Consider the following 13326-nt stretch of genomic DNA (forward strand, 5'->3'; position numbering starts at 1 on the left):
CCCTTTTTATTTTTTATTCTTCTTGTCGATAAGAACAGCAAGAAGAATTACTAAACCCTTTACAATAGACTGATAAAATGGAGATACATTCATAAGATTAAGACCGTTGTTTAACACACCTATAATCATTGCTCCTATTATAGTTCCTGCAATACTTCCTTCTCCTCCCGCAAGGCTTGTCCCTCCTAATACCACCGCTGCAATAGCATCAAGCTCATAACCTGAACCTGCATTAGGAGATGCCGAACCTATTCTGCTGGTTACAATTATACCGCCTATGGCAGCAGTAATACCGGATATTACATAAACCATAGTTTTTATGCTATCGGTGTTTATACCTGAAAGCCTTGCCGAATCCTCATTTCCTCCTAAAGCATAGACATATCTTCCAAATCTAGTTTCGTTTATAAGATACCAAGCAATTAAAAACACTATAAAAGTTATAATAACTGGAAAAGGAATTCCTAAAACCCTTGCATTTCCTATAAAAGTAAAGTCCTTTGAAAGTCCCGATATAGGTGTTCCATTGGTATAAACATAAGTTACTCCTCTAAATATAGTCATTCCTGCTAAAGTTACTATGAAAGGCTGTATTTTTCCCTTTGAAACTAGTAAACCATTAAAAGCTCCTATTAAAGCCCCTACTATTAAAGAAAGCAATATAGCTAAAAATAAGCTATTTTGTTTAGATATTAAAGAAGCTGCTAAAGCTCCTGTTACAGCTAAAATTGAGCCTACAGAAAGGTCAATACCTCCTGTTAAAATCACAAAAGACATACCTATTGCAATAACTGCATTAACAGAAACTTGAGTTAAAACATTTAAAAGGTTATTTATATTTAAAAACCTTGGCGTAATTATAGAAATAACTATGCAAAGGAAGAAAAGACCAATTAAGGACTTAAATTTTAAAGCTAATGCTTTTAACTTTTCCATTTTTTCACCCCTCTAATCTGTGAGCCCTACAGCATACTTCATAATTAATTCTTGATTAGCTTCTTTTCTTGATATCTCGCCTGTTATTCTACCCTCGTGCATTACAATAATTCTATCGCTAATTCCTAAAATTTCTTCCATTTCAGAGGAAATCATTATTATCCCCTTACCTTGTTTTTTAAGTTGGTTTAATATATCATATATTTCCTTTTTAGCTCCAACATCTATTCCCCTTGTAGGCTCGTCTATTATAAGTACCTTTGGAGAGTTTAAAAGCCATCTTGCAATTATAACCTTTTGCTGATTTCCTCCACTTAAATTTTTAATAATTTGATAGGGAGATGAAGTTTTTATAGAAAGCTTCTTTATATAATCTTTACAGTCGCTTAATTGTTTCTTTTTATTTAACCTCTTAAATTTATTTTCATAAGCCTTTAAATTAGCAATCATCATATTTTCAAGGACAGAAAGCTTTAAAACTAAACCTTCCTTTTTTCTATCCTCAGAAAGATATGCAATTCCATTTTTTATAGCATCCTTGGGAGAATTTATATTAACCTTCTTACCTTCAACTAAAATTTCACCTTTTTCCTTTTTATACTCGCCAAATATAAGCTTTGCAACCTCCGTCCTCCCAGAGCCCATAAGCCCTGCAATCCCAAGTATTTCACCTTCTTTAAGATTAAATGACACATCCTTTATTTTCTTCCATGATAAATTTCTAACTTCCAATATAGTTTTTCCTTTTTCCACCTCAACATAAGGGAACTGCTCCTCTAATTTTCTTCCAACCATCATGGATATAAGCTTATCCTTTGTTACATTTTTTATATCCTCTTCCCCAACAAAGGTTCCATCCCTTAAAACAGTTATCCTATCGCATATTCTAAATATTTCCTCCATTCTGTGGGATATGTAGATTATAGCTATATTCTGCTGTTTTAACTGATTTATTATTGTAAAAAGCCTTTCTGTCTCAACTTCTGTAAGGGCTGTAGTTGGCTCGTCCATTATAACTATTTTTGCATTTTTTGATATAGCCTTTATAATCTCCACCATCTGCATTTCGCCAACAGTAAGATCCCTTGTAAGAGTTTTAGGAGATTTATTAAAATTAAACTTCTTTAAAAATTCTTGGCTTTTTTGTATCATATCTTTTTTATTAAGTTTAAAACCCTTTACAATTTCATTTCCTAAAAAAAGATTTTCATATATAGTTAAATTAGGTAAAAGACTTAATTCTTGATGAATAATTGATATACCTAGCCTTTTTGCATCTTTTATTCCATTTATTTCAACTTCTTTTCCATCTATCTTTATAATTCCTTCATCCTTTTTATAAACTCCGCTTAATATCTTCATCAAAGTTGACTTTCCTGCCCCATTTTCTCCTAAAAGCCCCATAACCTCTCCAGGGAAAGCCCTTAAACTTACTTTATCTAGCGCTTTAACTCCTGGAAAGGACTTTGATATGTTAACCATTTCTAAAATAGGAGTTTTATCCTGCATTTTTATCCCCCTTAAAATACAACTCCAGATTTTAATATTATATTTGCATAAGGAGTTTGTTCTCCTGTCCTTATTACTGCTTTACAATTTTTTAACTCTTCCTTTAGCCTTTCATGGCTTATAAGGGTTATCTTTATATTTCCAACCTCCCTTTTTATATCCTCAAAAACATGGGGACTAACTTTAACCGTCTCTTCTGCAACTAAAACTTCTTCAACTTCAAGTTCTAAAAGAACCGCCTTTAATGTATCTAAAAACCTTGGAATATCTTTAACAAGGGCTAAATCTATTCTTTTTACCCCATCGGGGATAGGAAGTCCACAGTCAGCAATAGCTAAGCCATCTGTGTGCCCCATTTTTGCTATGACTTCACAAATCTCATGGTTTAAAATACCCGTCTTTTTCATGTCTATTCCTCCCCAAACCTTTCAAAAACTTCTTTTAAGTAAGGTAAAGATGATTGAGCTCCAATCTTAGTTACTGTTATTGCTGAAACTTTATTTGCAAATTTTACTGCACCATAAAGAGTATTAAAGTTTAAATCCTTCTTTGATAGGTAGCTTGCCATAGCTCCTATAAAGGAATCTCCTGCCGCCGTTGTGTCTACTGCATCAACTTTATAAGCATTAACTAAAACAAAGTTTTCTTTGCTTATTATTGCAGCCCCTCTTTCCCCAAGGGTTATTACCACATACTTTGCCCCTTGTTTTATTAAAAATTCTCCTGCTCTTTTTATATCTTTTTCATCCTTTGGATTTATTCCTGTTATTAATTCAGTTTCAGTTTCATTAGGGATTATAATATCAGAAAGGCTTATCAAATCCTTATCGATCTTCTTTGCTGGAGCAGGATTTAAGATAGTTGTTTTACCTTCTTTTTTTGCAAATTCAAAGGCCTTTAAAGTTGCATCAACTGGAGTTTCAAACTGAGAAATAATTATCTTAGAGTTTTTAAAAACCTCCTTTAATCCTTCAACATAACTTAAATCTACAGCCATGTTAGCTCCAGGATAAACGGAAATAATGTTATTCCCCTTAGAATCAACAGTTATTAAAGCTATCCCTGTTGGCATTTTTTCTTCCACTTTAATGTATCTTGTGTTTATGTTATCCCTTTTAAGGTTATCTATCAAAATACATCCATTGTCATCTTTTCCAATACATCCAAGCATAACTACATTGCTTCCAAGTCTTGCCGATGCTACGGCTTGATTGGCTCCTTTCCCACCCGGAAATTTTTTAAAATCTTTTGCAAGAATTGTTTCACCTATTGAAGGAATTCTTTCAACATTTATAACCAAATCCATGTTTAAGCTTCCTAAAACACAGATGTCAAACATAAAAATCTCCTCCTAACGTTGCTTAACCGATTAAATTAACCGGTTAAGTAAATTATATTAGATTTTAAATTGTTTTGTCAATTCAAAAAATTAAATTTGTTCTTGCCTGTTTGTTATATGTTTAACATTGTGTTTGCAAAAAAGCCCCCTGCTTTTAAGCAGGGGGCAGATTATAAATTATTTTTCAAAAGTCTGCTCCTGTTTTAAGGAAAAACTACCCTTTTCATAATCTTCAAGGTATTTTTTAACTACCTTTGAAAGGGCTAAAAGGGCAATAAGGTTTGGTATAACCATAAGCCCATTGAAAAAGTCTGCAAGTTCCCAAACAAGAGGAACTTCAAGGGCTGTTCCAAGAGCTATAAATATAACCACCAATATTCTATAAGGCATAAGGCCTTTTTTGCCAAATAAGAATTTAACATTTGCCTCGCCAAAGAAATACCAGCCTATTATAGTAGAAAAGGCAAAGAATAAAAGAGCAATTGCAACAAACGTTCCTCCTAAAGGTCCCATTCCCCTTATAAATGCTTCTTGTGTAAGCTTTATACCTGTTGCCTTTGTTTCAATAGAGCCTGTTGTTAAGATAACAAGGGCAGTTAAAGTTAAAATTACGAAAGTATCTATAAATACGCTTATAATCCCTACAACACCTTGTTCTACAGGATGATTAACCTTTGCAACTGCGTGGGCATGGGGAGTTGAACCCATACCAGCTTCATTCGAAAAAAGACCTCTTGCAACTCCATATCTTACTGCTTCTTTTACTGTTGCCCCTATTATTCCACCAGTTGCCGCCTTTGGATTAAATGCCCCTAAAAATATCATTTTAAAGGCAGGAATTAGAGAATCTATGTTTAATAATATAACTATCAATCCTCCAACTATATAAAATACAGCCATTATAGGAACAACCTTTTCTGTAACTGATGCAATTCTTTTTATTCCTCCTATAAATATAAACCCTGCTATAATTGCAAGGATTATTCCAACGTATATAGGTTTTATTCCAAAGGAATTATAAAAAGCTGCTCCTATGGAATTTGACTGAACCATATTTCCCATAAAACCTAAAGCTAAAATTATAGAAATTGAGAAAAAGTACGCCAAAACATTGCTTCCAAGCCCCTTCTTTATATAATAAGCAGGACCTCCAGTAACCTCATCCTCCACTTTATCTTTAAAAACTTGTGCAAGAACTGCTTCTGAAAACAGCGTGCTCATTCCAAAAAAAGCACTTAGCCACATCCAAAATATAGCTCCAGGTCCTCCCGATGCTATAGCCGTTGCAGCTCCTGCTAGATTACCTGTTCCAACTTGTGCTGCAATTGCAGTTGCAAGAGCCTGGAAGGAAGACATACCCTCTTTTCCAGCCTTTTCACCTTTTAAAGTTATGTTTCCAAAAACTCTTTTAAATCCATCCTTAAATCTTCTTACTTGAACCCCTTTTAATAAAAACGTGTAGTAAACCCCTGTACCACAAAGAAGGAAAATTAAAACATAACCCCAAAGAATACTGTTGATGCCTTTTACAAACTCTAACATAGCAAATCCCCCTAACATAAAATTTAAGTTAAAATTTTAACATTTTCTTTTATTATAAATTTCTATCATTTAAAATTCAAATAGCACAACCTTTATTTATCCAAAATATCTCTTAAATTTATCGAAATATTTAATATTTTCTAAAAAATTTAATTTATAATTCTTTATTTCCTTTATAATATACCCCCATATTGAAATTTTCTAAATATTTTTATACAATTATATTGAAATTTTACAATAAGGGGGAACTTTTATGAAAAAACTTGGACTTGTGCCAAGACTAATCATAGCAATCATACTAGGTATCTTGATAGGTAAGTTTACTTTTGAACCAATTGTTAGGCTTTTAGCAACCTTTAATGCAATCTTTGGAAGCTTTTTAGGCTTTTGTATTCCTCTTATAATTTTAGGCTTTGTTATATCTGGTATTGCTGATCTTGGAAAAGGAGCTGGAAAGCTTCTTGGAATTACAACAGCTATAGCTTACATATCAACCCTTATCGCTGGATTCTTTGCTTATTTTGTTGCAACAAACCTTTTCCCAATGTTTATAAAAGGTTCTCAATTTTTAAACGATGCTTCAAACCCAGAAGAAAAACTTCTTGCTCCTTTCTTTAAAATAGACATGCCTCCTGTAATGGGTGTTATGTCAGCCCTCATACTTGCCTTCTTATTAGGCCTTGGAATTGCTTCTTTACAAGAAAGAACTTTATACAACATAGCTTGTGAATTCCAAAAGATAATGGAAAAAACAATAAAAAATGTAATAGTTCCATTACTCCCTATACATATAATGGGTATATTTGCAAACATGACCTTTGCAGGAGAAGTTGGAAGAATTCTTTCTGTATTCTGGAAGGTGTTCTTAGTTATAATAGCTTGTCATCTTATAATAATACTTTTCCAATTCTCAGTGGCCTGCACAATTGGAAAGAAAAATCTAATAACTTGCCTTAAAAATCAAATACCAGGTTATTTAACGGCAATAGGAACTCAATCTTCAGCAGCAACAATACCTGTTAACTTGCAATGCGCTGAAAAGAACGGAGTTTCAAAAGGAATAAGGGAATTTGTTGTTCCACTTTGCGCAACAATACATCTTTCAGGAAGTACTATAACTTTAACTGCATGTTCAATAGCTGTTATGATGCTTTCAAATATGCCAATTACATTTTCAAAAATGGCAGGCTTTATTGCAATGCTTGGCGTTACAATGGTTGCTGCTCCAGGAGTTCCCGGAGGAGCGGTTATGGCAGCTCTTGGAATATTGCAATCAATGCTTGGTTTTTCTGAAGCTCAACTTGCCTTAATGATAGCTTTATATATAACTCAAGACAGCTTTGGAACAGCTTGCAATGTATCTGGAGATAATGCAATCGCAATATTGGTTGATAAAATCTACAAAGAAGAAAAAGTCAATGCAGAAAAATCCCATGCTATTTAGCATGGGATTAATATTTTCCTACAACTATTGTATTTTCTCTTTCAGGTCCTACTGAAATTATTGAGATTCTAACTCCTGTATATTCTTCTATAAACCTTAAATATTTTTTCGCATTTTCCGGAAGCTCATCAAAGCTTTTTGCCCTTTGAACCGAATCATCCCATCCATCAAATTCCTTATATATAGGCTTACACTTTGCAAGATCTTCTAAGGATGCTGGGAAGTTATCTATAACTTTTCCTTCAATTTCATACCCTACACAAACCTTTACTTTATCAAGTCCTGCTAAAGTATCTATTTTTGTTATAGCAAGGCTTGTAAGTCCTGAAATCCTTGCAGCATACTTTAAAATAACAAGGTCAAGCCATCCACATCTTCTTGCCCTTCCTGTGGTTGTTCCATATTCAAAACCTTTATTCCTTATAAAATCACCGATCTCATCAAACAATTCTGTTGGGAAAGGCCCTTTTCCAACTCTTGTAGTGTAAGCTTTACAAACCCCAACAACTCTATCTATCATAGTAGGCCCTATCCCTGCTCCTATACATACCCCTCCTGATACAGGATGGGAGGAAGTTACATATGGATAAGTCCCATAATCAATATCAAGAAGAGTTCCTTGAGCTCCTTCAAACAAAACTTTTTTACCTTCTTTTATTTTTTCATAAATTACAACTGAAGTATCTGTAACAAAATCTTTAAGCTTTTCAGCATACCCCATATATAAGTTGTATATCTCATCAAAATTTAGTTCCTCATCCTCATATATCTCTTTTATTAATTTATTCTTAACTTCTAGATTCATTTTTAACTTTTCTGCAAAGACTTCTTTGTTTAAAAGGTCACAAATCCTTATTCCTACTCTTTCATGTTTATCTGTATAACAAGGACCTATTCCCTTTCCTGTAGTTCCTATATCCTTTGAACCCCTCTTTTTTTCAGAGAGGGCATCTATTATTTTGTGATAAGGCATTATAACATGTGCTCTATCGCTAATAAGAAGCTTTTTATTATCCACCCTTATTCCTTCACCTTTTAAATATTCAATTTCATCTAAAAGAGCCTTAGGGTCTACTACAACGCCATTTCCTATAATACAAAGCTTATCATCATAAAGTATTCCAGAAGGTATTAAGTGGAGCTTATACTTTTTATTATTTGCTATAACAGTATGTCCTGCATTATTCCCCCCTTGATATCTTACTACAACATCTGCATTTTCTGCTAAAAAATCAGTTATTTTACCCTTTCCTTCATCTCCCCACTGAGCTCCTATAACTACTAAACTCATTTTACCACCTCAAATTCTCTTTAATATTTCCCTTGCAATTATAACTCCTGATACAGAAGCTTGGGCAAGACCCCTTGTAATTCCTGCTCCATCTCCGCCTGCAAATAGGTTTTGAACCTGAGTTTCAAGACTTGAAGAAAGCTTTACCCTTAAAGAATAAAATTTAACCTCTACTCCATATAATAACGTATGTTTCGAATAAATTCCAGGCGCTATTTTATCAAGAGCTTGTAACATTTCAATTATATCCGTTAAAAATCTATATGGTAAAACTAAACTTAAATCCCCCGGAGTTGCATCCTTTAAGGTAGGTCTTACAAGTCCCCTTTTTAATCTTTCTTCTGTGGTCCTTCTTCCTTCTAAAAGGTCTCCAAGCCTTTGAACTATAACCCCTTCCCCCAGCATATTAGCAAGGCTTGCAACATACTTTCCATACTCTATTGGAGAATTAAAGGGCTTTGTAAAATTCTTTGAAACTAAAAGAGCAAAATTTGTATTTTCGCTTTTTTTGTTAGCATAACTGTGTCCATTAACCGTCTTTATTCCATCGTTGTTTTCAACAACCACTTCCCCATAAGGATTCATACAAAAGGTTCTTACTTTATCATCAAAGGATTTCGTATAATATATAAGCTTAGATTCATAAACTGCGTCGGTAATATCCTTAAATATAATAGCTGGACATTCTACTCTAACTCCTATATCTACAGGGTTTGTTGTAGTTTCTAAGTTTAATCTTTCTATTTCCTTAGAAAACCAATCCGAACCTTCCCTTCCCGGAGATACAACAATAAACCTTCCTTCAACTATTTCACCACTTTTTAATTCAACGCCCTTTACTTTATTATCCTCAACTAATATTCTTTTTACTTCTGTATTTGTTCTAACCTCTATTTTCTCCCTTAAAAATTCTTCCATTCTTTTTAGTATATTAAAACAATTGTCCGTTCCAAGATGCCTTATCCTTGCCGGGATAAACTTAAGATCCGCTGCTGCTGCCTTTTTTATAAGTTCTAAAACCTTATCATTTATTTCTCCATGAACCTCTTTTGGTCCTCCAAATTCTACATATATGTTATCTACATAATCTATAAGTTTTTTAAGCTCATCTATATTAATATACTCATCGAGTATTCCTCCAAATTCAGTAGTTAAAGTAAGCTTACCATCAGAAAAAGCTCCAGCTCCACCCCATCCAGAAACTATAGAACAGGGTTTGCAGTGCTGGCATTTTACTCCCTTTTCAGTTATCGGACATTTTCTTTTTGTTATACTTTTTCCCTTTTCAAAAAGGACTATCTTTAAATTTGGATTATTTTTTACAAGCTCAAGGGCTGTAAAAATGCCTGCTGGTCCCCCACCTACTATTAAAACATCATACATAAAATTCCCTCCTTAAAATCTTTCCATGTAAATCTTAACAAACAAAAACAATAAAGTCAATTATAATTTATAAATCAACATTATATTTCGTTATTAAACGAAATTTGATTAAATCATTATACTACTAAATTCGACATCATTTTTATGTTTATTTTACAATTTTTGTGGTATAATTTTATTATCAAACATTAAGGAGGTTGCTATGAATATACCAAACGCTTTAACCACATTGAGATTCATTTTAATTCCTACATACCTTTTAATATATTTTTCAAATATAAAAAATTCTTTTTCTTATGCTATTTTAATATTTTTCATAGCAGGGCTTACTGATGTCCTTGATGGATATATAGCAAGAAAATATAACATGATTACAAAATGGGGAACCTTACTAGATCCTTTAGCAGATAAATTTATGCTTTTAACCGTATTATTTTCTCTTTCCTTTTCAAACATTATTCCAAATTGGATATTTTATATAATACTCATAAAAGAAGTTTTAATGATAATAGGAGGATTCACCCTTTTAAAAAAATATGAAACCGTAGTAGCTGCAAAATACTATGGAAAAGCTGCCACCGTTCTTTTTTATATCTCAATAGGAATATTAACCTTAAACAAACTATTTGGCTTATACTTTTTATACTGCGCCATATTTCTCGCCTTTTTTGCCCTTTACAACTACCTTATGCATTTTATACACATAAAAAAAACATCAAAATAAAAAGCCCTTAACAAGGGCTTTTTAAAAATTCTAATTTTGTTTCAACTACAATAACCGATATAAATATTAAAACACATCCTAATATCATCTTCAATGTAAAAACTTCACCTGTAAATATTACAGAAAATATACTCCCAAATACTGCCTCCATGCTAAGAAAAATAGCTGCAGAAGTAGATTTTGTATATTTTTGAGCAACAGTCTGAAGCAAAAAAGCAAGACAGGTGCTTAAAACAGAAAGATACAAAACTGAAAGATATCCTTTATAAGAAATGACCTTTAAAGAAGGCTCCATTAAAAAAGCTGTAATCATTGAAAGCACTGCCGCCACTCCAAATTGAATAATGGTCAAATTTATAGGCTCAAATTTTTGAGCATAAAAGCCTGTTGAAACTATATGACCTGCAAATAAAACAGCACAAATTAAAGTTAAAAGGTCACCAAAATTTATTGCCATACCCTTATTATACGTTAAAGCAGCAATCCCTATAAAACAAAGAAATGCTCCTACAAAGGAATAAATATCTGGCCTTTTTTTGTAAACAGCCCAATATAAAAAGGGAACCATAACAACATTAGTTCCTGTTAAAAAGGCTTGTTTCCCCGGAGTTGTAAATTGAAGCCCTATAGTTTGGCTTGCAAAAGCAAAGTATAGGAAAAGCCCTATTACAACTCCCCCAATTAATTCCTGTCTGTTTGTATTTTTAATTTTTTTGTAAAACATAACAGCTAAAATTAAAAAAGCTATTGTAAACCTCATTGCCATCAAATAAAGGGGCGTTATTTCCTCCAAAGCATTTTTTGTTGCCACAAACCCTCCACCCCAAATCATTGCAACCATCAAAAGTCCTAAATTAGCAAGATAAGTAATCTTCTTATCCATAAAAATCCCCCTTATTTCTTGCCCTTAAAAATTAAATAACCTCCAATTATAATAAAGCTTACCGGAATAAAATATGTTTTTACATAAGACTTTATTAAATTATATATCTCATAATCATAAAATATTTTATTTAAAATGCTAAATATTCCTGTTAAAATTAAAAGCCATCCAATAATAAATGTTAATTTGCTATTCATTATATCACCTAACCTATCCTCAAAATAAAAATCTCCAAATATATCCTTATCGTATACTATCTCTCCCCTATCCATTTTTTCGGCTAGGTTAAAGGTATCAAAAAAAGTATAAAACCATATAGGAATTTTAACAAAGCTTGCTAAAAATCCCAAACCAACTAATTTAAACACCGGCTCAATTAAAAGATAAAGCAAAAGAAATTGTATACCTCTTCTTATAAACCCAAGATACATATATCCAACTCCCGGTATTAAAGCTGCCAAGAATGTTAAAAATCCATTCCTTTTCATAAAAACCACCCCTTTTAATACTTTAATTTAATTATATCACAAACACAAAAAGCAGGCATTAGCCTGCTTTTTATAATATAACCTTTTCTATAAATAGTGTAAGCTCCTTTTGTAGATTATAATAATTATACTTTCCATTTTCTTTAACTCTTACTATTGGCCTTGTAGTCAAATTTTTATTCTGAGCTATTACAACACCCTCCTGTCCATTGTTTAAAATTACCCTAGTTCCATTAGGATAGCAATAAACAGTACTGATAAAATCCCTATATATTTCTGGATCTATTTTGTTTCCAAGAGCCGTAATCCTTTCAATAGCCTCATGGGGAAGTATGTTATCTTGTTTTATTAAATTAACGTATAAATCACTAATATTTATGATTTTTGCAAATTCAAATATATTTTCTCCTTTTAAACCTAGCGGTCCACTTCCATCATACATTTCATGGTGCTGATATACTGCAGAAAAAGTAGTTGCTTTAAACATAGTATTTTGCTTTAACAAATTATATCCCAAAATAGCATGGTGTTCTTTGTTATTGTCTAACAGCTTGCCTACATCATGAAGCAATGCTGCTAAAGCAAGATTTATAATCTTTTTAATATCATATTTTTTGTAAGTTCCAATAATTATAGATAATGTAGCAACATCTATAGAATGAATACATAAATCAGATATAAAATCACTTTTAGTTAAATTATTTATTAACATGGCATTTTCTGATAAGTTAATACTTTTAATTATAGTATCAACAATCTCATAACACTTATCATAATCAACATAATTTTTAGTCTTTACATCATTAAAAACTTCCTTTAAAAGTTTTATAAGCTTAAGCTTTACTTGTATTTCTAATGCCTCTTGGATTACCATATCATCGTTTTCTTCATCTTCTTTAATATATACAGTATTTATTCCCATATTTTGAAGCCTTTTTATAGCAGATGATGTCAATACTGCTCCTTCTTTTAAAAACAAAATTCCATTTTCATTATATACGGTATTCCCTAATATTTTACCTTGTAAAGCTTCTGTTAAAATTGCAAGCCTCATTTTATATCCCTCTTCCATTCGATTTTTTTCTACAAAAAGTTATCGAATATTTTTAAAAAAAATTTATAGGCAGAATATAATCTGCCTATTTTACTTTAAATCTGTTAACTGTTTTAGATAAATCCATAGCTAATGCACTCAAGCTTTGGGCAGCCTTTGAAACCTCATCAGTAGATGCAGAAAGCTCCTCAGAGGATGCCGCAACTTCTTGTGCTGCTGCACTGTTTTCTTGTGTTACTGCGCTTACACCCTCTACCTTTGTTATTACCTCATCCCTTGATTTTATTACCTCATCCATGTCCCTGTTTACCTTCTCTATCAGCGGAACTATGTTCTCTATAGAATCTATTATCCCTTCAAAGGTTTTTACCGTATTTTCCACAGAGCTTGTCTGCTCTTTTATAAAATCACTAACTTCCCTTGATGTGTTTATTACCTCCTCTGCATCCTTTTGTATTCCCTTTAAAAGCTCATTTATCTCTTTTGTTGACCTCTTTGACTCCTCTGCTAGTTTCCTTACTTCATCTGCTACTACCGCAAATCCTTTTCCCATCTCCCCTGCCCTTGCTGCCTCTATCGCTGCATTTAATGCCAGTAAATTCGTCTGCTCTGATATCCCATTTATAACCTCTGTTATGTTGCTTATTTGTTTTAATGAGCCTATTAGATTGTTTATTTTATTTATCACCGCTTCAAAGGCTTCCTTTATTTCATCTATCACCCTTACTAAATT

Annotated in this window: 13 protein-coding genes; 2 read left to right on the forward strand and 11 right to left on the reverse strand. The window is 32.5% G+C overall.

The annotated features are described in order from the left end of the window. Positions 1–6: 6 nt before the first annotated feature. The 5 genes from rbsC to C4R78_RS07610 all read right to left on the reverse strand — a co-directional run bounded on the left by rbsC (position 7) and on the right by C4R78_RS07610 (position 5326). Positions 7–936, reverse strand: coding sequence for a ribose ABC transporter permease (gene rbsC, locus C4R78_RS07590; protein ID WP_103896474.1), 930 nt, complete (start codon positions 934–936; stop codon positions 7–9). Between the two features lie 12 nt (positions 937–948). Next, entirely contained in the window at positions 949–2445 is a 1497-nt protein-coding gene (locus C4R78_RS07595; protein WP_103896475.1) for a sugar ABC transporter ATP-binding protein, read from the reverse strand. An 11-nt stretch (positions 2446–2456) separates the two neighbouring features. After that, positions 2457–2852: a D-ribose pyranase gene (gene rbsD / locus C4R78_RS07600; RefSeq protein ID WP_103896476.1), complete on the reverse strand. Its 396-nt coding sequence runs from the start codon at positions 2850–2852 to the stop codon at positions 2457–2459. 2 nt (positions 2853–2854) lie between these two features. Further along, positions 2855–3784 (reverse strand): ribokinase, encoded by a 930-nt coding sequence (gene rbsK, locus C4R78_RS07605; protein WP_103896477.1) that lies wholly within the window; start codon positions 3782–3784, stop codon positions 2855–2857. 177 nt (positions 3785–3961) lie between these two features. Next, positions 3962–5326 carry an alanine/glycine:cation symporter family protein gene (locus tag C4R78_RS07610; protein ID WP_103896478.1) on the reverse strand — a complete coding sequence of 455 codons (1365 nt, stop codon included), beginning with the start codon at positions 5324–5326 and terminating at the stop codon, positions 3962–3964. A gap of 253 nt (positions 5327–5579) precedes the next feature. Here C4R78_RS07610 and C4R78_RS07615 point away from each other — a divergent pair, with 253 nt between their 5' ends. Further along, positions 5580–6770 carry a dicarboxylate/amino acid:cation symporter gene (locus tag C4R78_RS07615; RefSeq protein ID WP_103896479.1) on the forward strand — a complete coding sequence of 397 codons (1191 nt, stop codon included), beginning with the start codon at positions 5580–5582 and terminating at the stop codon, positions 6768–6770. Positions 6771–6777: 7 nt separating this feature from the next. On the opposite strand, the gene C4R78_RS07620 is transcribed toward C4R78_RS07615, so the two are convergent. Further along, positions 6778–8061 (reverse strand): adenylosuccinate synthase, encoded by a 1284-nt coding sequence (locus tag C4R78_RS07620; protein WP_103896480.1) that lies wholly within the window; start codon positions 8059–8061, stop codon positions 6778–6780. 9 nt (positions 8062–8070) lie between these two features. Further along, a complete protein-coding gene (locus tag C4R78_RS07625) occupies positions 8071–9444 on the reverse strand; it encodes an NAD(P)/FAD-dependent oxidoreductase (protein WP_103896481.1) in 1374 nt (457 codons plus the stop codon). A 202-nt stretch (positions 9445–9646) separates the two neighbouring features. On the opposite strand from C4R78_RS07625, the gene C4R78_RS07630 reads away from it, so the two are divergent. Beyond that, complete coding sequence (locus tag C4R78_RS07630; protein WP_103896482.1) at positions 9647–10168, forward strand: CDP-alcohol phosphatidyltransferase family protein; 522 nt, start codon at positions 9647–9649, stop codon at positions 10166–10168. A gap of 7 nt (positions 10169–10175) precedes the next feature. Here C4R78_RS07630 and C4R78_RS07635 read toward each other — a convergent pair whose 3' ends face one another. The 4 genes from C4R78_RS07635 to C4R78_RS07650 form a co-directional block, all read right to left on the reverse strand. Beyond that, positions 10176–11051: a DMT family transporter gene (locus C4R78_RS07635; RefSeq protein ID WP_103896483.1), complete on the reverse strand. Its 876-nt coding sequence runs from the start codon at positions 11049–11051 to the stop codon at positions 10176–10178. A gap of 11 nt (positions 11052–11062) precedes the next feature. Then, entirely contained in the window at positions 11063–11539 is a 477-nt protein-coding gene (locus C4R78_RS07640) for a hypothetical protein (protein ID WP_103896484.1), read from the reverse strand. 70 nt (positions 11540–11609) lie between these two features. Continuing rightward, entirely contained in the window at positions 11610–12593 is a 984-nt protein-coding gene (locus C4R78_RS07645) for an HD-GYP domain-containing protein (protein ID WP_159945859.1), read from the reverse strand. Between the two features lie 85 nt (positions 12594–12678). Continuing rightward, on the reverse strand, positions 12679–13326 hold a 648-nt coding region (locus C4R78_RS07650; RefSeq protein WP_242971213.1), incomplete at its 5' end, for a methyl-accepting chemotaxis protein.

The organism is Caloramator fervidus (assembly GCF_900108045.1).
Taxonomy (GTDB): Bacteria; Bacillota; Clostridia; order Clostridiales; family Caloramatoraceae; genus Caloramator; species Caloramator fervidus.

Excerpts from the sequence above, each read along its gene's own strand:
- C4R78_RS07625 (WP_103896481.1), bottom strand. The coding sequence starts at position 9,444 with ATGTATGATGTTTTAATAGTAGGTGGGGGACCAGCAGGCATTTTTACA.
- rbsK (WP_103896477.1), bottom strand. The coding sequence starts at position 3,784 with ATGTTTGACATCTGTGTTTTAGGAAGCTTAAACATGGATTTGGTTATA.
- C4R78_RS07630 (WP_103896482.1), top strand. The coding sequence starts at position 9,647 with ATGAATATACCAAACGCTTTAACCACATTGAGATTCATTTTAATTCCT.
- rbsC (WP_103896474.1), bottom strand. The coding sequence starts at position 936 with ATGGAAAAGTTAAAAGCATTAGCTTTAAAATTTAAGTCCTTAATTGGT.
- C4R78_RS07635 (WP_103896483.1), bottom strand. The coding sequence starts at position 11,051 with ATGGATAAGAAGATTACTTATCTTGCTAATTTAGGACTTTTGATGGTT.
- C4R78_RS07610 (WP_103896478.1), bottom strand. The coding sequence starts at position 5,326 with ATGTTAGAGTTTGTAAAAGGCATCAACAGTATTCTTTGGGGTTATGTT.
- C4R78_RS07620 (WP_103896480.1), bottom strand. The coding sequence starts at position 8,061 with ATGAGTTTAGTAGTTATAGGAGCTCAGTGGGGAGATGAAGGAAAGGGT.
- C4R78_RS07640 (WP_103896484.1), bottom strand. The coding sequence starts at position 11,539 with ATGAAAAGGAATGGATTTTTAACATTCTTGGCAGCTTTAATACCGGGA.
- rbsD (WP_103896476.1), bottom strand. The coding sequence starts at position 2,852 with ATGAAAAAGACGGGTATTTTAAACCATGAGATTTGTGAAGTCATAGCA.
- C4R78_RS07595 (WP_103896475.1), bottom strand. The coding sequence starts at position 2,445 with ATGCAGGATAAAACTCCTATTTTAGAAATGGTTAACATATCAAAGTCC.
- C4R78_RS07645 (WP_159945859.1), bottom strand. The coding sequence starts at position 12,593 with ATGAGGCTTGCAATTTTAACAGAAGCTTTACAAGGTAAAATATTAGGG.
- C4R78_RS07615 (WP_103896479.1), top strand. The coding sequence starts at position 5,580 with ATGAAAAAACTTGGACTTGTGCCAAGACTAATCATAGCAATCATACTA.